We start from the raw sequence: 21,941 nt of genomic DNA on the forward strand, positions 1-21,941 counted from the left end.
CTTTGCCTTAATACTCAACAAGTTGAATATTAAGGCAGCAGTTGGGCAACTTTTTGCGTTAACCCTTTGACATGCTTCGGAGCAGTCGCTATTATTCGCCCCGTTCAAACGATTCCTCTGTAGTTCAGTCGGTAGAACGGCGGACTGTTAATCCGTATGTCACTGGTTCGAGTCCAGTCAGAGGAGCCAAATTAGAAAAGCCCGCTTAAGGAAACTTAAGCGGGCTTTTTGCTTTCTGATTGCATGACCGGAACGGTTAGCGTAATACCCCGCCCTTACATAGCAAATCCGAAATGGCTGCCGTCCGGCAGATCGATTTCCAAACGTAGCTTGCCACCGGCCGCTTCTACATACCGCTTCAACGTCGATAATTTCAGGTCACGGCCCGGCTTTTCTATACCCGCAACCGTCGGCTGTTTAATGCCCAACTTTTCAGCCATCTCACATTGAGTTTTATTCATTCTTTCACGCAGTTCAGCCAGCTCAATAGTAATCAAAATATCGGCGGCCATTGCCTGTGCCTGCGCGGCGACCTCAGGTTTTACCGATGCCAGTAACTGTTCAAGGGTTCTGCTCATTAAGGTAATTCCTTTTCTATTATCGTATTCAGGTGCCGGGAAAATTCATTATCGGCAACCGGTATCATGACATCATAAAATCGTTTTTCATTTCCGGCTTTGTGCCCAGCGCAAAGCAATATACCTCTGCGTAAAGGGTCAAAAGCAAAAAACGCCCGGATGGGTTCGCCTTTACTCTGTATACGCAGTTCTTTCATATTACGATGACAGGAGTTATTCACTGTATCCGCGTAAGGCCTTGATAATGCAGGGCCTTTGTCTTTTAAGACGATCGCCAAAGCCAGTACACTCGCCTGCTCAACATCATCGAGACCATCAAACCAGCCATCAAATCTTTCTGTCGTATTAATTATCCACACAGCGACTCCTTGTTGATTATAGGTTAAAAGCTATATAGGTCAAATACTATAATCGAAAGGTACTGCCCGGAGGGTATCGTCACAAGGCGGAAGGTATAAATACGGAAGACGTCTTCCAGAAATTCGGGCGATGAAGACAAAATTCGGACGGAGCAGATAATAAGAATGGGTGCCTGAGGCCAACATGCTTCGTCAACAACCAAAAAGGTGGGGCGAACCCCACCTTACGGTTAGCTCTTAATTTCGTAGCTTAAGACTGCCGCAATCTCTGTCATACCCTGTTTGATATGTAACTCGCAGAGCGAATCACGCACCATCCAGGTCCAGGCCAGCAATGTGAAACAAACCACGATGAGTCCGTGTAACACAAGCTTTCGCGACATCTTGCCCTCCGTTGCATTTCTGCTTTTAAGAGGCTATCCTGCTGTTGCTTAGACAAGTAGTGATAGCCTCGGGTTGATTTAAAAATCTCCTCGGGGCTTTCGTCTTATTACGCCTTGAACAACTATTATGTCTTTCTGCTCAAGGCAAATAAGCCTCAAGCACCCGCACGCATTCTAGCAGCTCCCGCTGTACAAAATCCCGTCAACCTGGCTGCACTCTGTCCTAATTTTCATCGAAATCCCCCCCTGCGCTTTCTGCAATATATCCTTATCATCAATCCGCATTAGACATCTAAACGGCTATCCCTTAGGATCGAACCACCTGGGATAACGACCTCACATAACGATGAAAATTAAACATTTACCTCTTGATCAAAATATTAATGGCTGGGCGGCACTGCGCGGGAACATACCCCGTCATCCTGCTTTACGTGGCGCAGTGACGGCTGACTGGCTGGTGATCGGCGCCGGTTTCGCCGGGCTGGCGTTTGCACGTCGCATTGCCGAGCTTCGTCCGCATGAGCATGTCGTGGTGCTTGAGGCACTGGACGTCGCCGATAACGCCTCGGCGCGCAATTCGGGCTTTGTGATTGATTTACCGCATACCGTCGGCAGCACATCGGCTGAGCTGGAACACGCCAATGCGTACCGGCGTCTGTTGCAGTACGGTCTGCATCATCTGAAAGAGACCGTCGATAAGCATGACATTGCGTGCGACTGGCTGAATTCGGGGAAATACCATTGCGCCGTCAGCGAGCAGTTTGACGGTGAAATCACGCATTATCAGCAGGAACTCACTACGCTCGGCGAAAGCTTTGAGCTGCTGGACAGAGCCGCACTGCGCCAGCGTCTGGGAACAGATTTCTACCGCAGCGCGGTGTATACGCCCAACTGTATTTTGGTGAATCCGGCGGCGCTGATCAGTGGTCTGGTAGCAACGTTGCCACCGAACGTCACGGTTTACGCTAACTCGCCGGCCTTGCAGATTGACACTCAGGGCAGTATCCGCGCAGAAACGCCGCATGGCGAAGTGCGCGCGGGTAAACTGATGCTGGCGATCAACGGTGCGGCACGCGGGTTACCCTTGTTCAAAGGCAACGTTTTTGCCATGTCGACCTTTGCCACATTGACCGAACCGCTCACGCCGGAACAACGCGCACGTATTGGCGATATAGCACCGTGGGGCTCGACGCCGGTGAATGCGCTGGCGGGCGCAACGTTGCGTTATACCGCTGACCACCGTTTCCTGATCCGCGAACACGTTAACTTTACGCCGGGTCTGGTGACCAGTGCGGTCGAAACTGGCCGTCATGCACGCCGCCATCAGGAATTATTTGCCCGCATTTATCCGCAGTTGCAGGACGTCAATATGGCCTACACCTGGTCGGGGTTGATCAGTATTACGCGCAACGGCGCGCCGGTTTGGGGGAATATTGGGCCGAACGTGTATTCGTCGGCGGGCTGCAATGGCTCGGGTAGTTCCAAGCAAAGCGCATTCGGGCGATTGCTGGCAGAGTATGCGCTGGGAGAGGATAATCCGCTGCTGGCCGATATGCAGGGCATCGGGCGCGCCAGTTATTTGCCGCCGCGCCCGTTCCTGGATGCCGGAGTGAAAGGCTTTATGGCTCGTGAACGCTGGCGCTCACGCACTGAAATGTAAACCCTGAACCTGCCGGTCGCCATACGCTGACGACCGGCTTTGTTAATGACGCTTATCGACGCGCGCCACAACACGATCTCCCAGCCACTGAATGCCACACACCATCACAATCAGTACGACGATCACTTCAATCATCACCACCGTTTCAAAACGCTGATAGCCGTAACGGATTGCCAGGTCGCCCAGTCCGCCAGCGCCGATAGCACCCGCCATCGCCGAAGCACCAATCAGCGCCACCAGCGTAACGACAAATCCGGACAATATCCCCGGCAACGCTTCAGGGATCAGCACATCCCAGACAATGCGCAATTTGCTGGCTCCCATGGCGCGAACGCGTCAATCAGGCCGCGATCGACATCCCGCAACGAAACTTCTGCCACACGGGCGAAATATGGCGTTGCCGTGATCGACAACGGCACAATCGCCGCCCAGGTTCCGAGAGACGTGCCGACCAGAAAACGGGTAACCGGGATCAGTGCTACCAGCAAAATGATAAATGGCAGCGAACGGAATCCGTTAATGACCAGACCGAGCGAGCGGTTAACCCAGCGATTTTCGGCAATTCCGCCGGGACTGCTCATCACCAGAATCAGACCCAGCGGCAAACCGGCGATCAGTGAAAACAGCCCGGAAATTGCGGTCATCAATAACGTTTCTTCGATGGCGTTAATCAGCAAATCAATCATTACCGGAGACATAACCTGTCAGCTCCACAGTGGCCTGGTGCTGTTGCAGCCAGTCTAAAACAACCTGCTCAGACGCCGAATCGTTCGCCGGCACTGAGAAGAAGAAACGCACGACGGCGTAATGCTGGATATGATCGACACCGCCCTGAATCAGGCGAAATTTGCCCGGTAAAGCGGTCGCCATCTGCGTAAGAATTTCGCCCTGCCTGCCCTGTTCGGCATACTGAACGCTGTAAATCGCCTCGCCCTGACGTACCGCTGACAAGCGTTCGGCCAGCGCTTCCGGCAGTTGTGGCAGCAAACCCTGCAACAACGTTCGGGTCAGCGGGGATTGCGGATGCGCAAACACCTGCCACACCGGCCCTTCCTCGATAATTTCGCCGACATTAATCACTGCCACGCGATGCGCGATTTTTTTGATCACTTCCATCTCATGCGTGATCAGCAAAATGGTGATACCGAGTTTCTGATTAAGCGATTGCAGCAGTGCCAGAATCGAACGCGTCGTTTCAGGATCCAGCGCAGACGTCGCTTCATCGCAGAGCAAAAGCGCCGGATTGGCCGCCAGCGCACGGGCTATACCGACACGCTGTTTCTGCCCGCCGGATAAAGCCGCCGGATAGTTTTTAGCTTTGTCCTCCAGCCCGACCAGCGCCAGCAATTCGGCGACGCGCGCCTGACGCCGTGCCTTATCGTATCCGGCAATTTTCAGCGGCAGCGCGACGTTTTGCTCAACGGTTTTGGCTGAGAGCAAATTGAAGTGCTGAAATACCATTCCGACGCGACTGCGCACAGCCTGCAAGGCTTTTTCGCTGAGGCCGGTAATCGGACGCCCTTCGATTTCAATCACGCCTTCATCAGGCTGCTCGAGGCCGTTAAGGCAGCGGATCAGCGTCGATTTACCCGCTCCGCTTCGTCCGATAATGCCGAGGATTTCGCCCCGCCTGACCGTCAGCGAAACCTCTTTCAGCGCCTGCGTCGTACCAAACTGGCGGCTGACGCGGTGCAGACGGACGACATTCTCCGTGCCTGTGTGCGCCACGTCCCTGCCGGTGTCTGTGAACAGCCCGGCGTTCACCGGGCGGGCATCGTGGTTATCTGAAGGCGTCGCGGTGAATTGCACGCCAGTTTCAGAGAGGATCGTCATGCTTTACATCCTTACCAGGCCGTCACGCCGGTGCCTTTATAAACCTTATCAAACTCCTGTTTGACGGCATCATTCTGGTAAGCACTGACCAGCGTTTTCACCCATGGCGCATTAACATTTTCTGTCTTCACCGCGATGAAGTTATTGTAAGGGTTGCCTTTTACCGGCTCCTGCGCGATACGGTCCGCAGGCGTCAGGCCACTTTTCAGCGCCCAGTCGGTGTTGACGATTGCCGCATCCAAATCAGGTACGGAACGGCCAATAATGCCGGAATCCAGCTCTTTGATGACCACGTGGCGCGGGTTCTCAGTGATGTCCGCGGTTGTCGCGAAAATACCGGCACCGGGTTTGAGCTTAATCACGCCAGATTGCTGGAGCAGGATCAGGCCGCGCGCTTCGTTCGACGGATCGTTCGGCACACCAATCACCGAGCCTTCTTTCAGTTCGTCGGCTGATTTTACTTTTTTGGAATACAAACCGATTGGCCACACGGCGGTGTCGCCCACGCGCACGATATTGTAGTGATTTACTTTGATCTGATTGTCGAGGAAAGGCTGATGCTGGAAGGCGTTGGCATCCACTTCCCCGTTTTGCAGCGCTTCGTTCGGCTGATTGTAATCATTGAAAATAACCGGTTTGACGGTCAGCCCTTTCGCTGCCGCCTGTTTAACCACTTCGCGCCAGACATCTTCATCTTCCCCGCTGATAATGCCGACTTTAATGGTCGTTTTGTCGGCGGCATGTGCTGCGCTCAGCGGCGCCAGAACGCTGGCGGAAAGAATAGCGGCTGAAGTCGCGGCCAGCATAAATGCACGGTTAATACGGGTCTTCGAGTTGTTAAATGTCTTGCGCATAGAGTATCCCCAAAAGTGTGATGAGAGGCCTGCACACGGCTGTGTTTCAGTGCAGGAATTTTGCGAGTATACCCATCGGCTTATTTCTTTATAATATTGTTTTATCGATAGTTATTCTGAAAATGAATAACTGAAATGGGATAGTAAATCGATAAAAAAGCTATAGATGCAAGGACAGAACATTGGCAATAAAAAACCCGCCGAGGCGGGTTTTCATGTTCAGCAGAAAGGCATCACAAGCGCGTTTTAAGATTGCGGCTCTTCTACCGGCTTAACTTCCAGAGACACCATCCCGATGCCCAGTTTACGTGGCTGGAAGCCGCCGCTGGTGCCTTCGGTGGGCTCGGTCGGTGCCGGTGGCGTGATGACAATACTCTGCGCCGCTTCAGGGTTAGTGAATTGCACTTTCACGATGCCGTCCTGATCGCCGAAGGTGACAAACTGTTCCTGATCGCCCACGCGCACGGAGACCGGTTTATCAATGTTATTGCCGTAAGCACGTGCGCGGATCACCACGTTAAATGTGGTTGGCAGCGGTTTGACGTAATCGATTTTCACCGAAGGTGCCAGATTAGCATCCGACCAGCGTCCCCAGTTTTCTACTGTCGAAACACCGGTGATCGCTTTCACCTGCTCTGGTAAACCCGGCACCATAAAGGCGATGGCAGGAGACTGATATCGCGTCGCTTCATCATCAATATTCAGGGTTTTCAGCGTTTGCTGATAAATGGCATTGCTGCCCGACGTGTCTTTTGCGAAATCGACTTTCCCTTTGAAAGTAGCACCGGTGACCTGCACGATAGACGGCTTCGCTCCGAGGTTACCTGAGGCCACGCACAGACCGGTGTTCAGCGACAACTCCGGTGCCCAGACGCGCCCCATTTCGTAGCATTTATCCACCCAGACAAAGTTGTCACTCGTCGCCAGCCCCGCCAGTTGTTTTTTCAGCGGCGTGGAAAGATAAACGTCAAACATGGGTTCAATTTTGTCGCCGGTGACCTTCAGGATAAACGGCGTTTTGATGGTCATGCCGGAGAATGTGAAGGTATTGTCTTTGGTGTTCACTGCGTAATTTTTAATCCTGTTCGGGAAGCCCCACTGTTTGATAACCGCCGGTTTCCAGGCATTCACCTTGTCATCAATGTTGAGGAACTGCTCGGTCATCGAGGTAGCCGAAATGCCGCTGCGTCCGAGGCCGATAAAGTTATCACCGCCCATGATATCAAGCACGGTAGCGCCGTTATCCAGCGTGCTGCGTTTCGCCGCATTCTGATCGGCTGCTGCCGGATGACGTCCGTCCATCACGAAGAACAGGTCTTTACGGTTCTGTTTGGTGAGAATGTTATAGGCGGTATTGTTCATCGCCAGATGATCGGAAGACACCACAATGATGGTGTTATCGTAATAACCGGATTTTTTAATTTTATCGATAAAGGCCGCAATCAGTTCCTGACTACAGGAAACCGCGCTCAGCGACTGGTTAGCCTTACCGTTCACTTTATATTCATTGCGGGTACAACCGCGCGAAATAAAGCCGTCCGGATGGTGGGTATCGACGGTCAGCGTAAACAGCGAGAATGGCTTGCCTTCCTTGCTCAGCGTCACGAATTTTTTGTAAACCTCTTCCAGCAACGTATCGTCATACCAGCCCCAGTCATTTTTATAAGACGGGTCAGCGACGGTCGGACGCAATTCGTTGTAACCATAAAGATGGTCGAAGCCGTGAGATTTCAGGAAGGTGCCTTTACCGGCAAACGCCAGTTCTGCGCCCTGATAGAAATAGTTAGTGTATCCCGCGCCTTTCAGCACATCACCAATACAGACGTTTTCGGGATAGAAGGTCGCCAGCGCGCTGGAGGCATTGCCATCGAAAGGCGCAAAAAGTGGGATGCCACATTGTGAAGCGACCATGCCGGCGATGGTGTAACCGGTACCCGGCACCTGTTTAGTATTCGTAAAATCAATACTTTGCGCTTTATGCTGGCTTAATTCAGTCGTCAGCCCGGGGAACACTTTGTCGTCAAAATAGGTCCGTTCGAGGCTTTCGCCATAGATATAAACCAGGTTCGGTTTTTTTGCGCCTTTAACGATTTTTTCCGGCACTTTGTAATAAGTATCGAAATCGGCGCCATGACCGGAGATCTGCGTTTTCACCAGGCGGGAGATATTCTGGAATGCCTGAGTTGAACCGACTGAGAACACGGCAAGCACTACGGCCAGCACGCTGTACATAACGCTGCTGTTTTTGGCCCGGCGTTGTTTGAGTCCCCATGCCAGTAATGCGAAAACAGCAATCAGTCCGGTCAGTAAGCCGATGAATGGCAGGATATATTTGTTCAGGCCTGCGCCTTTCAGGCTGCTGGTGACGGTATATAACACCGCATCCGTAATGCCTTCACCCGTGAAGTAATTACTGCCAATCAGAATGACATTCAGGATGACGTAAAGGCCGAGGAAAAACAGCACCAGCGAAAACCAGACGCGGCTGGCCGACGCCCTTGTGACGTACAGGAAAATTGAGGAAAGAAATAAAATAAATGAAATTATCTCAGAAGCCATTTCAGCACCCTGTCTGATTAAAACAATAAACTCTGCGACCCTTCTCTGCCGCTTTACGGGCAGCGCCGACGGTTCAACTCATCGAGCGAATGACTGAGTTGTCATTCACTTCATCCTTGAGACAGGAAAATGTCATGCCAAAAACGGATAGCGCTATATAGCCTGTTGCCCTGAGAGGGTCAACGCCTTAACACTGCGTCAGGTCACTGATTTGTCCTAAAAAACTGATTTTTTACAAACTTTTGACGACCGGCTGCGGATGATAACTCAGAAATTTAACGGCGCCGTCACTTTTCGGTAAGAATTGCATGATAGCCGATTAGTATGAGCGAAATGTGGAGGGAGATTGAAAATGCGAAAAATAGTTGGCGGGAAAGCCCCGCGATACACGGTATTGCGGGCTTTGATAATGAAAAATCAGATTCCTCCCAGATAGGCTTTACGCACTTCCTGATTATGCAAAAGTTCCACCCCCGTTCCGCTAAGGCGGATCTGCCCGTTAACCATCACGTATCCGCGGTCAGAAAGCTTCAGTGCGTGATGCGCATTTTGCTCCACAAGAAAGATAGTCATCCCGCTTTGCGCCAGTTCGCGCAGGGTCTGGAAGATCTGTTTTACGATGATGGGCGCCAGCCCCAGACTGGGCTCGTCGAGCAACAGCAATTTGGGACGGCTCATCAGCGCACGGGCAATTGCCAGCATTTGCTGTTCACCGCCGGACATAGTCATCGCCCGTTGCTTTCGCCGCTCTTTGAGACGCGGAAAGAGGTCAAACATGGTTTGCAGATCTTCTGCGGCATATTTATCACCGATGGGAATGGTGCCCATCAGCAGATTTTCCTCGACGGTCATGTCCGGAAAAACCCGCCGCCCTTCCGGCGACTGCGCAATACCCGCAGAGGCCACAAAGTGCGTCGATTTACGGCTGATATCTTCGCCACGAAACAAAATCTGTCCGCTCTGCACGCGCGGCTGGCCAAATATCGACATCAGCAAGGTGGACTTTCCGGCTCCGTTCGCGCCAATCAGCGCCACGGTTTCTCCCTGATTCACCTGCAGCGAAACCTGCTGCAACGCCTGAATCGCCCCGTAATACACATTCACATCGCGAAACTCCAGCATAGCGTCACTCATAAGCTGACCTCGTCGTCTTCATCAGCACCGAGATAGGCGGCAATGACTTTCTCATCATTTTGAATGGCATGGGGCAAGCCTTCGGCAATTACATCGCCGTGATCGAGCACGATAATATGGTCGGATATTTCCATCACCATGCCCATATCGTGTTCAATCAGCAGGACGGTAATGTCGTGGTGATCGCGCAGAAAACGGATGATTTTACTCAGCGTTCGCGTCTCTACCGGATTAAGACCGGCAGCCGGTTCATCGAGGCAAATCATCTCCGGCGCGGTACACATCGCCCGCGCAATTTCCAGACGCCGTTGCTGACCGTAAGACATCTCGCCCGCCAGCCGGTTGGCGCAATCCACCAGTTCGACGACTTCAAGCCAGTAAAATGCCCGGTCCAGCGCCTGATTTTCCGCACGGCGATAGGCGGGAGTATTGAGCACACCCGCGATCAGATTGCGGTTGGTTTGCATGTGTTGCGCGATCAGCAAGTTTTCAATCACCGACATTTCACGAAACAACCGGATGTTCTGGAAAGTACGCGCCAGCCCGGCGCGGTTCACCAGATGTGTTCCGCCAAACATTTTGTAGAAAATTCGTTTTCCCAGCTGTGCCGGTTTTATCCAGTCATCCGGCTGGAATTTCTGACCGAGCACCTGAATGACGTTGGTGGTGCGGCGGCGGGTATTGAGCAGAATATTGCCGCCGGACGCTTTATAGAAACCGGTCAGGCAATTAAATACCGTGGTTTTACCTGCGCCGTTCGGGCCGATCAGCGCGGTGATGGAGCCACGTTTTACCGCCAGATTCACATCGTTCAGCGCCTTAATGCCGCCAAAATGCATACGTAAATGCTCGACGCTGAGAATATTGTTATCCGCTAACGCTTCGCTCATGGCGCGACTCCTTTACGCACGGCAAACCCGCTGCGGCTGATGCGGATTAACCCGCGTGGTCGCCAGATCATCATCACCACCATTAACACCCCGAACAGCAGCACGCGGTATTCGGCAAAACTGCGCAGCAGTTCCGGCGCGACGGTCAGCACAAAAGCCGCCAGCACCACGCCGATGGTCGAGCCCATGCCGCCCAGCACCACAATGGCGAGGATCAGCGCAGATTCGAAGAAGGTAAAAGACGTCGGGTTGACTAATCCCTGATAGGTGGCGAAAAATACCCCCGCGATACCGGCAGTAGAAGCGCCAAGTGTAAACGCCGAAAGTTTAACCAGTACGTGATTAAGACCCATTGCGCGGCAGGCGATTTCATCTTCGCGCAATGCTTCCCACGCGCGGCCAATCGGCATGCGGGTCAGGCGGTGTTTGATAAACAGCACCAGTAACACCACCAGAACCAGCACCGCATAGATGAAAATAAATTTCATATTCGGGTTATAGGTGAGATGGAAAAACTCGTGGAACGGCACGCCGCCCTCTTTCGCCCGTCGGCCAAACTCCAGACCGAAAAACGTCGGAGGTGGCGCGGAAACGCCATTCGGGCCGCCGGTGAAGGACAACCAGTTAGTCAGCACAAGACGGATGATTTCGCCGAAGCCGAGCGTCACAATCGCCAGATAATCGCCATGCATACGCAGCACCGGAAAGCCCAGCAAAGCCCCGGCCAGTGCGGCCATCACGGCGGCCAGCGGCAGCATCGACCAGAATCCCAGGCCGAGATACTGATATCCCAGCGCCAGCCCGTAGGCGCCAATGGCATAAAAGGCCACGTATCCCAGATCCAGTAGCCCCGCCAGACCGACCACGATATTCAGCCCGAGGCCAAGCAGCACGTAGATCAGCCCCAGAATAGCGACGGTCAGAATGTATTTAGTGGCAACAAACGGGAAGAAAATCGCCAGCACAATCAGCAGGGGCAATATCCAGCGCAGGTTGCTTTTGTGATCCGGCGGACGGACGTATACACCCGCGCTGTCGGATTCGAAGCGCGCACGCGTTTTCTGTCCGGCTGCGGTTTCCAGAAAAGCGCTAAGCAAAAAAACGTCCGAGCATGACAGCGGCGATAATCCAGATCAGACGCTGGGAATGAAAGTTAAAGCTATAGCCGTCCAGCACCACGCCGACCACAGGTCCGAAAATAATCAACGCCACCAGTCCGGCGAAAATGGCATCCAGCAGGCAGCGTTTAAGCGAAAATCCGCCGCTCACAGCAGTTTGTGTCGTCATTTTATTTCCCTCACACTTTCGTCACGACCGGACGGCCCAGCAGGCCCTGAGGGCGGAAAATAAGGATCACCACCAGCAATCCAAAAGAGAACACGTCTTTGTAATCGGAATTCACCATGCCCGAGAACTGCGCTTCAGCGATACCCAGTATCAGGCCGCCGAGCATCGCGCCCTGTAACGATCCGATCCCGCCGAGCACCGCTGCGGTAAAGGCTTTGATGCCGATGATAAATCCGGCATAGAAATCAAAAGTGCCGTAGTTCATGGTGACCAGTACGCCTGCCAGCCCCGCCATCGCCGCGCCGATCATAAAGACCAGCGAGATAATTCGGTCGGTGTTGATGCCGAGAATTGAGGCCATTTTTCTGTCCTGCTGTACCGCACGACACATTCGACCGAGTTTGGTGTTGCTGATAATCCACGACAAAACCAACATGCCGACAAGAGACGCCACCAGAATGAACAGTTTGGTGTAGGTCATCTGGACAAAGCTGTCTCCGATATGAAAACGCAGCGCGCCATCAAACATCGTAGGAATGCCCTGCTGTCGCGGTCCCTGACTGATTTGTGCGTAGTTCTGCAAAATCAGCGACATGCCGATAGCAGAAATCAGCGGTGCAAGGCGCGTGGAATTTCGCAGAGGTTTGTAGGCAATGCGCTCAATCGCCCAGCCGTAAACGCCGGTCACCACGATGGTGAACACCAGTGTGCCGAGGATCAGTAGCGGAAAAGAGTGCAGCCCGAAGAAGGAAAGCAGCGCCAGCGCGATAGCGCAGAGGTAAGCCGAAATCATATACACTTCGCCGTGAGCAAAGTTGATCATGCCGATGATGCCGTAAACCATGGTGTAGCCGATGGCGATGAGACCGTAGACAGCACCGAGCGTAATGCCATTAAACAGTTGTTGCAGGAAGAATGAATCCATAAATACGCAGTCTCTTTTTGTGACCGCGCCTGGCTAAGGGCGCGGTCTGACACAGATTAGAACTGGCAAATCAAAATGCTTTATTCCTTAACTTCCTGATATTTGCCTTTGTCATCCCACTTATAAACCACGTAATCGGAGACTTTCAGGTCGCCTTTGCTGTCCCAGGCTTTTTTGCCCATGACGGTATCGACACTGTTGGCTTTAAGCCAGGCGCTGGCTTTGGCGGAATCGCTGCCGCCGGTGGCTTTGAAGGCGGCGGCAATGGCCTGTACAGAGGCGTAGGAATAGAGGGTGTAACCTTCCGGCTCGAATTTATTAGCGCGGAATTTATCGATGACGGCTTTGCCGTCCGGGATCAGACGCGGGTCTTTGCCGAAGGTCATCAGAATGCCATTGGTGTATTGCGGACCACCGGCAGCGGTGACCATTTCTTCGTTGACGATACAGTCACCGGAGAAGAACGTCGCCTGAACGCCCTGCTCACGCATCTGGCGAACTAGCGGACCGGCTTCCGGATGGCAGCCGCCAAAGAACACCACATCTGGTTTCTGCGCACTGATTTTGGTAACCAGCGCATTAAAGTCTTTTTCACCACGCGACAGTCCTTCATACATCACTTCTTTCACGTCGCGTTTGTTAAGCGCTGCTTTGGTGGCATCCGCCAGCCCCTGTCCGTAGGTATCTTTGTCGTGAATGATGACCACTTTTTTGGCTTTCAGCTTGTCGATGATGTAATCGCTGGCCACCAGCCCCTGCTGATCATCGCGCCCACACATACGGAACATATCGCTCATGCCGCGTTCAGTGATCTGCGGGTTAGTTGAGCCCGGCGTGATGGCGATAATCCCGGCGTCGTTATACACCTCAGACGCAGGCATGGTAGAGGATGAACAGAAATGTCCGACCACTGCCTGCACTTTATCCTGATCTACCAGCCGGTTAGCCACCGCGACCGCTTGTTTGGGCTCGCAGGCATCATCGCCCTGAACCAGTTTGATTTTCTCGCCGTTGATCCCGCCTGCGGCATTAATGTCTTCGGCGGCCTGAGTCGCCCCATGCCAGTACTGATCACCATAAGTGGCATTCGGACCGGTGAACGGACCGGCAACCCCAATCACAATATCCGCACGCGCGGAGAAGGCCGTGACCAGACAACCAGCCAGTAAAAGAGAGAGAGGACTTTTCATAAATTTCATCGACATCATCATGATCCTTAGGACTGAGTTTATGCAAACGGGTTATGGGCAACGCATGCAGCAAAAACACCAACGCAAAGTCGTAATCTGAAAATCTGAAATTTAAAGCACAAGCCAATGGAGGGGAGAACCCGTTTGTCCACCGCTGGCGGACAACATCAAAGGTAAGAAACTTAAGCAAAATATCTGCCAGTGTTACCCGAGGTCTGTGAATGTTACGGTTATGTGAGTATAGATAGCGCCTGTCAGGCGTTGCGGGGAACTCGCAGAAACAACGACGGGATCACATCGCACCGCACTGGTGCTGAAAAGAATAGGAAAATAACGATACCGGAACGCCCTGCACCAAAATGTAACGTTAAGTGCCCCACGGCTAATCCGTTGATATATTTTTTCTTTGCTTCTTTCGGCGGGTTGTTTTGTAATGCGGGCAGATGATTGCAACAGGAAGCTACTGAACAATGAAGAAATTATCCTGCCTGACGGCAATTGTGCTGGCCATGGGATTATCGGGCTGTGCCAGTGATTATGTGATCAACACCAAAGCCGGCGATCAGCTTTTCGCCCACGGCGAACCTGAGCGCGACCGCGATACCGGTATGACCAGCTACACCGACATGAACGGCGATTATCACCTGATGAACACCAATGATATTGCGGGCATTGTGAAGAAGTAGGCGTGACGGACAGCAATTGCATTTATCTGAAAGCCCGACCGATGAATTACACGGCGGGCTGAATAAAACAGTCATGCTATCCGGTGCCGGAACGGCACGTAATATCACGACTGTTTTGAGGATAAAATTACTCAGTAATAAAACGCGAAACAGACGAAGCCAGATTTTGTGCCTGATCCCGCAGCGCATTAGCAGCAGCAGAAGACTCTTCAACCAGGGCCGCGTTTTGTTGAGTCACGCTGTCCATTTCCACTATGGCTTGCCCTACCTGAGATATTCCCCTGTTCTGTTCATCCGATGCCTGAGTAATTTCATTAAGTATTTCGGTAACGTTAGCCACTTTAGTCACAATGTCATGCATGGTGGTTCCCGCCTGTTCTACCAGCTCTGACCCTGCATTAATTCGCTCTACCGATTCACCAATTAAACCTTCTATCTCTTTTGCAGCCTGAGCGCTGCGCTGCGCCAGACTTCTCACTTCACTTGCCACCACAGCAAATCCCCGCCCCTGTTCTCCTGCACGCGCCGCTTCAACGGCCGCATTGAGAGCCAGAATATTGGTCTGAAAAGCGATGCTGTTAATTACCGTTGTAATGTCAGCAATTTTTGCTGAGCTCGCCGTGATTTCATTCATCGTTTTCACCACATGAGAGACCAGTTGCCCGCCTTTGTTCGCCGTTTCCGAAGTACTGCCCGCCAGTTGGCTGGTGTGATGAATATTGTCTACGTTCTGTTTAACCGTCGCCGTTAACTGCTCCATGCTGGCCGCCGTTTCTTCAAGCGCAGCCGCCTGTTCTTCAGTACGTGCGGATAAATCATTATTTCCTGCCGCAATTTCTGCGGAGGCATGGCTCACCTGCGTCACGCCGGCACGAATATCACCGATGATACGGCGAAGATCGGTGTTCATCTCATCTACAGCTTGCATCAGTTCGCCCAGTTCATCACGACGCGTGGTATTGAGATGAGCTCTTAAATCACCGCGCGCTATCTGTCGCGCAACCTCAAGCGTGTCAGCCAGAGGCTTCACAATCTGGCGGGAGATGATCAGCGCTATGCCAATACTTAACAAGACGGCGGCCCCCAAAAGTGAAGCCATCCATATCACTGCCTTTCTGATATCGTCATGAGCCGCACTCAGTTCCGATTCAAAGATATTGTCACTCAGGGTCGTCAGCTTGCCGCCTGCTTTTGCAAGCAGCTGAGTCGCTTCCTGCTCATCAATATAGGAACGCAGGTAATCACTGGCACTCTCCTTTTTAGCCGAGACCGAGCGTTCAACGTCTTCAAGTGCGCTGACATCCGCCGGATTTAGCTGGGATTTGACGGCGTTCATTTGCTGAATCGATTCAACCATAAAGCCTGTTAAAGCGTTAAGTGACTCATCAGTATTCTCAAACTGGAGAAGTTTCACACGCGTCGCCACACCGTCGATGTGACGGACGATATCAGCTAATGCTGTTGCAGTGACAGCGCGTGTCGGATCTTGTGCATAGGACTGCGCCAAGCTTTTGATTGTAGATTCTTCACGGGTCAGCACAAAACGACTCACAACAAGATCACGTTGCTGTGTCTCGCGGACAGTTTGAGCACGTTTATCGCGATACGTCTTCATGACTTCTGACATTTCATTAAGCATCTCCAGGTGCTTTGTATCCCATTGAAGCGACCTGAGACTTTCAATTTTCTTATCAACCTGCTGCAAGTTCATCTCATTCATCGCGATGTATTTTTCATCATGCGTTTTCACGTATTCCAGTCTTTCAGCTTTTGCCATAGCAAACTGGTCAGTTATTACTTTTAGCTGGCTTATTTTATCTGCCCGGATGGAAATATCATTCAGATTTTTAATACCACATAAAGCAACCGCAATACTTAGCAATAAGATAAGTCCGAAACCAAATGCTAATTTTTTCCCGACTTTTAGATTTTCAAAATATTTCATAAACATTTTTATGGCTCTCCATTATTTTTATAAAAACAGTTGTATGTGAAGCACATGGAGTATCGGCAGGATATAAAAATTAATTAATGAAAAACTCATTTTCTTAAGTTACATAAGTCGGTAATTTAACAGCAATAAAACCTTATTCTTTGTATGAAAACTTATTTGCTTAAACCTTGCGTATTAATGGTGAAGTCATTCACTTTAAGAAAGTATTATTTTAATGTGCTGCTGTTATTAAATAATGAAGATGTGGTCTGCGCATATACCGCGTAACGTCAGGTTCAGCGGCGTGGGCATAAAAAAACCGGGCGAAGGCCCGGTTTCTTATGCTTTGAACACCGTTCTCAAACCCAAAATCATTTGAGTCGCAGCAAGGTGCTTTGAAGGATGAGGGGGATTACAGCCCGTTTTCAGCAATATCCATGGCGAAATAGGTCAGGATAATATCTGCACCCGCACGTTTGATCGCGCCCAGGCTTTCACGCACCACGGCGCGCTCATCAATGGCACCGGCTTGTGCCGCGAACTTGATCATCGCGTATTCGCCGCTGACCTGATACGCCGCCAGTGGCAGACGGGAGGCTTCACGGATATCGCGGATCACATCCAGATACGCGCCAGCGGGTTTCACCATCAGCGCATCGGCGCCTTCGTGCTCATCCATCAGTGATTCGCGCACGGCTTCGCGGCGGTTCATCGGGTTCATCTGATATTGCTTGCGGTTGCCTTTCAGCACGCTGCCGCCCGCTTCACGGAATGGCCCGTACATGGATGACGCAAACTTAGTGGAGTAGGCCATGATCGAGGTATCGATGAAACCGGCCTCATCCAGCGCGCTGCGAATGGCCTGTACCTGACCGTCCTGTGCAGCGGATGGCGCAATGAAATCTGCACCTGCTGCGGCAGCAACTACGGCCTGTTTGCCGAGGTTAATCAGCGTCGCGTCGTTATCTACGCCATGGTCGTGCAGCACGCCGCAATGGCCATGCGAGGTGTATTCGCAGAAACAGGTGTCGGACATGACGATCATTTCAGGCACGGTGTCTTTACAGATACGTGCCATACGTGCGACCAGACCGTTTTCGTTCCAGGTGTCACTGCCGGTAGCATCCATATGATGCGAAATACCAAAAGTCATGACCGAGCGAATACCGGCGCGGGCATAACGTTCGATTTCAAACGCCAGGCGGGATTCGGGAATGCGCAGCACGCCGGGCATAGCTTCGATCGGTACGTATTCAGAGGTCTCTTCTTCTACGAAAATCGGCAGTACCAGATCGTTGACGCTAAATTCAGTTTCCTGAAAAAGAGTGCGCAGGGATTCGGACTGTCTCAGGCGGCGAAGGCGTGAGCTCGGGAACTGATTCGACATGAAAACTCCTAAAAATTAGTCTGTTGCACTGAAATTTTTTAAGAAACAGGAGTGCAGACAGTTCAGACGGCAGGAGGCATGGCAGCGCCGTCAGACGATGGAGGCAGCATTTTATAATAACTTTTAAACAAATGATGAACTTTCCGTGAGGAGATGTAACAGAGGCCGCATTTTTGGAAAGGCGATCCCGGAACAGGGATCGCCTGAAGGAAGGATTTAACCGAGCCTGATCTCGCGATCTGCTGAGGCAATCGTAGACGGACGGTGGGCGATAAATATCCGCGTTATATCCAGTTCGCTGATCGCCTGATTGATGCGCATTTCGTTGTCCAGATCCAGATGGCTGGTGGCCTCATCGAGGAACAGAATTGCCGGACGGCGGTACAGCGCACGCGCAATCAGCACTCGCTGTTTCTGCCCGCCGGACAAACTGCCGCCCAGTTCGCTGATCAGCGTTTCGTAACCCATCGGCATACGTTCGATGTCGTCGTGGATGTTACAACGGCGGGCGCAGTCGATAATCCGCGCTTCGTCTTTCTGCTCATCAAAGCTGGCGATGTTCTCGGCAATGGAACCGGCGAACAACGTATCATCCTGTAACACACAGGCGATGCAGTTGCGGTAATTGTTTAGCCCGGCGGTGGTGATATCCATGCCGTTGATCAGAATGCGGCCTTCAGTTGGCGTCAGCAGACCGGTCATGATTTTCATCAGCGTGGTTTTGCCCTGCCCTGAAGGTCCGGTGATTGCCACACTTTCCCCCGCCGCCACCGAGAGATTCAGGCCGTTGATCAGCGGCGCGGAAAGGCTGTCGTACTGAAACACCAGATCCCGGACATCCAGCGACGCCGCTTCGCCCGCCCGCAGCAATTCACGCTCCGGCAGCGATTTTTCGGTGTCGGTCAGCGCGATATCCGCGATACGGTCGCGGTGCAGGGAAAGCATCCGCAGTTGCAACACCATATTCAGCAGATTGGCCGCACGTTCGGAAAACTGCCCGCGATAGGTATTGAACGCCACGAACATCCCGAGCGTCATATGGCCGTCGATGACCTGCGTCGCGCCGAGCCACAGCAGCGCCACCTGATCGAGTGTGGCAATCAGTGTGTTACCGCCGGTAAACATCATTTCAAACTTGGTTTTACGCACTGTGGCATTGGCGTTATCAATGTTCAGATTCAGCCAGAAATTGGCGCGTGCTTTCGACAAACCCAGCGCTTTCAGCGTGCTGATCCCGTACAGCGTTTCCATAAAGTGCGAACCGGCACGGGCACCTTTGACGATTTGTTCCTCCGAAACCTGACGATAGGCGTTGTATGTGGTCAGACGGAAAACGACATAAATCGCTGTAAAGCCAAGGATCACCCAAATCAGCCAGCCGCCGTACAGCACCATCATCACGATCAATCCGACCGACATAATGCCATCGATAATACTGTTCACCACATTGGTGGTCAGCGTGGTACGCAGTGTGTCGAGCGAGGTAAAACGCGACTGGATGTCACCCAGTTTGCGCTTCTCAAAGTAATCAAGCGGCAGCTTCATCAGATGATCAAACAGACGCGCTTTCCACTGCACGTCAATCAGCGTACTCATCACCAGCGATGTCCAGGCGCGCAGCATACTGACGCCGGTGCGGAAAATGATGAAGAACAGTAAGCCGAGACATATCAGGGTCAGCAAATCGGGGTCTTTCGCCGGGATCACGTGGTCCATCACCAGTTGCATCCCCACCGGCAGCAGCAGGTTGACCGATTCGATCATCAGCGACAGGCAGAAGATTTTTGTCAGCGCCGGGATCAGCCCGCTGACATTGCCCATCATTTTGCGCAGATTGAGCCGCACGCGCGGCTTTTCGGAGGTAAAACCATTGTCCGGCCACAGCTCGAGCGCCACGCCGGTGAAATGCTCGGAGACTTCGCGCATACCCAGCGAGCGACGCCCGAAAGCCGGATCGTGAATAATCACTTTGCCCTGCTTAACGCCGACCAGTACCACGAAATGGTTGAGATCCCAGTGCAAAATGCACGGTGTTTTCAGCGCGTTCAGCTCATCAATATCCAGCTTCAGGGCGCGGGATTTCATCTCATTCGCTGCGGCGATATCCATCAGCGTGCGCAGCGTCGCACCGCGCGAGGAAATGCCGTAATGCTGGCGCAGACTCTGCAAATCGACGTGTTTACCGTGATAGCCAAAGACCATCGCCAGACTGGCCAGCCCGCATTCGGCGGCTTCGGTTTGAATAATCTGCGGCACCCGGTGGCGCCAGCTAAAGTGCAGGCGGTCAGCCAGCTCCCGTACGTTATCGAGATTCATTAATTGGCCCCACCACGCTTTTCTTCATGCTGTAATACGGAGACAACATCCACTGATACAGCGGCCTTTTCTCCAGGAATAATGTTGATTCAGCTTTCATACCGCTGGATAAATTCAGCGTCTCGCCGTGCCAGTCCATCGCTTTTTTATCCAGTGAAACAATCACTTTGTAATACGGCCCGCTGACCGTGCCGTTGGCCGTTCGCGGTGCGCTGGCGTAGGAATTCAGCTCCTGTTCAGAAACGGGCGCAGAGGAAATCGATTCCACCTTGCCGGGGAACTGACCATACTTTTCAAACGGATAGGCTTCGTAACGGATATTAATGTGTTCACCGGCTTTTACGTAAGGCACGCTTTCGTTAGGCAGCCAGGCAACAAGGAAGAACGGGGAATTACTGGCAGGCACCAGTTGCGCGAGGCTGTCTCCGGCGTTGACCATCTGTCCGGGCGTGACGCTCAGCGAGGAGATTTTGCCGGAGGTCGGCGCGGTGATCAGCAAGGAACCTTTGGCATCGGCCTGAGCCAGCTGACGCTCGAGGTCGTTACGCTGGTAGCCGTACTGCGAAATCTGATTATCAAACTCGGCGGCGCGGGTCACCAGTTCGCTGCGCAGATTGGTGATTTGTAACGCTTCCTGAATCGCCTGAGTGTTCAGACTCTGAAACGACGTCTGCTGCTGATAAAACAGGTAACGCTGATTGTTCAGCTGGTCGGTATTGATGAGACCTTTCTTCTGATAAGCGCCGTAGTTCTGCATGCTTTTCTTCATGGCATCCAGCCCTTCCTGAGCGGAAGCCACCATGCTTTGCGAAACCTCATGCGCTTTCTCATATTGCTCTAACTGCTGTTGCAGGTTTTGCAGCGTCTCCTGCTTATTGTGCTCAAGCTGAGCAACGATCGAATCAATTTGCTCTCGTTGTTTTTTGATGGCGGCAAGCGTGGTAGTGCTGACATTCCCCGCCTGCGTCACACGGCTGACGTCAATTTCATACAGCGGCTGCCCTTTTTTGACCGGTTTGCCGGTATCGACATACAGTTTGGTGATCACGCCCTGTTCCGGGCTGAACAAATTAATACTGTGTGGCTGGGTGATAATTTCACCGCTGACATTAATACGCCGGGTGTAATTGGTGAAGATTAGGAATATCAGTAAAGAAATAATAAAAACAGCGGTCAGTGACGTCACAATCCATATGGGCCAGCCGGCGAGTAATAACGCCTTACCCGTCCAGTGGTTTTGCTGATGTTCATTGACCTCTTTACGAAAGAGCATATTTTTTGTTCCGGAAAAACTGGCTGTAAAAACAGAATCTTTGAAAGATAGCAGTCATAAAACCTCCTGCCACCGCGATTACTCTGAAACATCCCAGGCAGGTATTTCCACATAGCGACTGTTACTCCGTCATATTAATTTACCTTTTGACGCAGATCTGACGCATAAATAATCCTCCGCCTGAGTAAGCGATTATTTTTTATACGTGAAATTAATAAATCAGATTTTATTAACTCTTAATTTAATTTAAAAACAATGAGTTATGCATAAAATTCCACATAGGAGATTATTCCTAGTCAAATTCCGCCGCCAGTGCTCTAGGCTTAATCCCCGTGAAGACATTGCGTAGAAATTATCTCCATAGCATTACTCAATGTTTTCATCGCCCCCGGTTTTTAAGGGGACTTGCTTTAACAGATTAAAAGGAAGGCCTAAGATGAAACAATTAACAGAACATGATATTGAAATGGTTAATGGTGCGGGTTGGTCGGAAGATGTAAATAAAGTTGCCGATCGCCTATCAAACTTTGGTCAGGACGCGGTAAGTGACACCAGTAATGCGGTGAACAAAGCGTATTCACAAATTTCCGATGGTCTTGCTAAAGCACAGAACTATCTGACAACCTAGTTTTTAGTCTTTAAAGGTTAATCAGAGTAATACAAGCCCCTGCTCATGTGGACTGACCCCATAAAG

The 21,941-nt window shown here is 51.8% G+C and carries 17 protein-coding genes, 1 tRNA gene and 2 pseudogenes; 4 read left to right on the plus strand and 16 right to left on the minus strand.

The window, feature by feature from the left end; genetic code table 11:
- Window positions 1-113 precede the first annotated feature (113 nt).
- Window positions 114-189, plus strand: a tRNA-Asn gene (locus tag UC15_RS20905).
- A gap of 86 nt (window positions 190-275) precedes the next feature.
- Here the strand turns inward: UC15_RS20905 and UC15_RS20910 are convergent.
- The 3 genes from UC15_RS20910 to UC15_RS20920 all read right to left on the minus strand — a co-directional run bounded on the left by UC15_RS20910 (window position 276) and on the right by UC15_RS20920 (window position 1,320).
- Entirely contained in the window at window positions 276-578 is a 303-nt protein-coding gene (locus tag UC15_RS20910; RefSeq protein ID WP_112290658.1) for a helix-turn-helix transcriptional regulator, read from the minus strand.
- Window positions 578-937, minus strand: a complete 360-nt coding sequence (locus UC15_RS20915; RefSeq protein WP_112290660.1) for a type II toxin-antitoxin system RelE/ParE family toxin — start codon at window positions 935-937, stop codon at window positions 578-580. The genes UC15_RS20910 and UC15_RS20915 overlap by 1 nt, the downstream gene beginning before the upstream one ends.
- Before the next feature lie 230 nt (window positions 938-1,167).
- Entirely contained in the window at window positions 1,168-1,320 is a 153-nt protein-coding gene (locus UC15_RS20920) for a Hok/Gef family protein (RefSeq protein WP_112290661.1), read from the minus strand.
- Between the two features lie 346 nt (window positions 1,321-1,666).
- Between UC15_RS20920 and UC15_RS20925 the strand changes: the two genes are divergently transcribed.
- Complete coding sequence (locus UC15_RS20925) at window positions 1,667-2,980, plus strand: FAD-binding oxidoreductase (protein WP_112290663.1); 1,314 nt, start codon at window positions 1,667-1,669, stop codon at window positions 2,978-2,980.
- A gap of 42 nt (window positions 2,981-3,022) precedes the next feature.
- Here the strand turns inward: UC15_RS20925 and UC15_RS20930 are convergent.
- From UC15_RS20930 to UC15_RS20970, 9 genes and pseudogenes are all read right to left on the minus strand, one after another.
- Window positions 3,023-3,678, minus strand: a pseudogene (locus UC15_RS20930) (methionine ABC transporter permease).
- Complete coding sequence (locus UC15_RS20935; RefSeq protein ID WP_112290664.1) at window positions 3,659-4,813, minus strand: methionine ABC transporter ATP-binding protein; 1,155 nt, start codon at window positions 4,811-4,813, stop codon at window positions 3,659-3,661. Before UC15_RS20935 ends, UC15_RS20930 begins: the two are co-directional and overlap by 20 nt.
- 11 nt (window positions 4,814-4,824) lie before the next feature.
- Window positions 4,825-5,667 carry a MetQ/NlpA family ABC transporter substrate-binding protein gene (locus UC15_RS20940; protein ID WP_112290666.1) on the minus strand — a complete coding sequence of 281 codons (843 nt, stop codon included), beginning with the start codon at window positions 5,665-5,667 and terminating at the stop codon, window positions 4,825-4,827.
- A 246-nt stretch (window positions 5,668-5,913) separates the two neighbouring features.
- Complete coding sequence (gene opgB / locus UC15_RS20945; RefSeq protein WP_112290668.1) at window positions 5,914-8,226, minus strand: phosphatidylglycerol--membrane-oligosaccharide glycerophosphotransferase; 2,313 nt, start codon at window positions 8,224-8,226, stop codon at window positions 5,914-5,916.
- A gap of 417 nt (window positions 8,227-8,643) precedes the next feature.
- Window positions 8,644-9,360 carry an ABC transporter ATP-binding protein gene (locus tag UC15_RS20950; protein WP_112290669.1) on the minus strand — a complete coding sequence of 239 codons (717 nt, stop codon included), beginning with the start codon at window positions 9,358-9,360 and terminating at the stop codon, window positions 8,644-8,646.
- Window positions 9,357-10,250 (minus strand): ABC transporter ATP-binding protein, encoded by an 894-nt coding sequence (locus UC15_RS20955; protein WP_112290670.1) that lies wholly within the window; start codon window positions 10,248-10,250, stop codon window positions 9,357-9,359. The genes UC15_RS20950 and UC15_RS20955 overlap by 4 nt, the downstream gene beginning before the upstream one ends.
- Window positions 10,247-11,537: pseudogene (gene livM / locus UC15_RS20960) on the minus strand (high-affinity branched-chain amino acid ABC transporter permease LivM). Before livM ends, UC15_RS20955 begins: the two are co-directional and overlap by 4 nt.
- A 10-nt stretch (window positions 11,538-11,547) precedes the next feature.
- Window positions 11,548-12,462: a branched-chain amino acid ABC transporter permease LivH gene (locus UC15_RS20965; protein ID WP_112290671.1), complete on the minus strand. Its 915-nt coding sequence runs from the start codon at window positions 12,460-12,462 to the stop codon at window positions 11,548-11,550.
- Between the two features lie 80 nt (window positions 12,463-12,542).
- The gene (locus UC15_RS20970; protein WP_112290673.1) at window positions 12,543-13,667 is read right to left on the minus strand and encodes a branched-chain amino acid ABC transporter substrate-binding protein; all 1,125 of its coding nucleotides are present in this window, start codon (window positions 13,665-13,667) and stop codon (window positions 12,543-12,545) included.
- A gap of 455 nt (window positions 13,668-14,122) precedes the next feature.
- Between UC15_RS20970 and UC15_RS20975 the strand changes: the two genes are divergently transcribed.
- Entirely contained in the window at window positions 14,123-14,338 is a 216-nt protein-coding gene (locus UC15_RS20975; protein ID WP_112290675.1) for a YgdI/YgdR family lipoprotein, read from the plus strand.
- A gap of 127 nt (window positions 14,339-14,465) precedes the next feature.
- On the opposite strand, the gene UC15_RS20980 is transcribed toward UC15_RS20975, so the two are convergent.
- From UC15_RS20980 to UC15_RS20995, 4 genes are all read right to left on the minus strand, one after another.
- Window positions 14,466-16,289, minus strand: coding sequence for a methyl-accepting chemotaxis protein (locus UC15_RS20980; protein ID WP_198659747.1), 1,824 nt, complete (start codon window positions 16,287-16,289; stop codon window positions 14,466-14,468).
- Between the two features lie 394 nt (window positions 16,290-16,683).
- Complete coding sequence (hemB, locus tag UC15_RS20985) at window positions 16,684-17,658, minus strand: porphobilinogen synthase (protein ID WP_112290678.1); 975 nt, start codon at window positions 17,656-17,658, stop codon at window positions 16,684-16,686.
- Between the two features lie 216 nt (window positions 17,659-17,874).
- Window positions 17,875-19,974, minus strand: a complete 2,100-nt coding sequence (locus UC15_RS20990) for a peptidase domain-containing ABC transporter (RefSeq protein WP_112290679.1) — start codon at window positions 19,972-19,974, stop codon at window positions 17,875-17,877.
- Window positions 19,961-21,247 carry an HlyD family secretion protein gene (locus UC15_RS20995; protein ID WP_112290681.1) on the minus strand — a complete coding sequence of 429 codons (1,287 nt, stop codon included), beginning with the start codon at window positions 21,245-21,247 and terminating at the stop codon, window positions 19,961-19,963. Before UC15_RS20995 ends, UC15_RS20990 begins: the two co-directional genes overlap by 14 nt.
- Before the next feature lie 436 nt (window positions 21,248-21,683).
- Between UC15_RS20995 and UC15_RS21000 the strand changes: the two genes are divergently transcribed.
- A complete protein-coding gene (locus tag UC15_RS21000; RefSeq protein WP_013576041.1) occupies window positions 21,684-21,875 on the plus strand; it encodes a hypothetical protein in 192 nt (63 codons plus the stop codon).
- The last annotated feature ends 66 nt before the right edge of the window (window positions 21,876-21,941 follow it).

The sequence above is a fragment of the Rahnella sp. AN3-3W3 genome, assembly GCF_003263545.1.
GTDB lineage: Bacteria > Pseudomonadota > Gammaproteobacteria > Enterobacterales > Enterobacteriaceae > Rahnella > Rahnella variigena.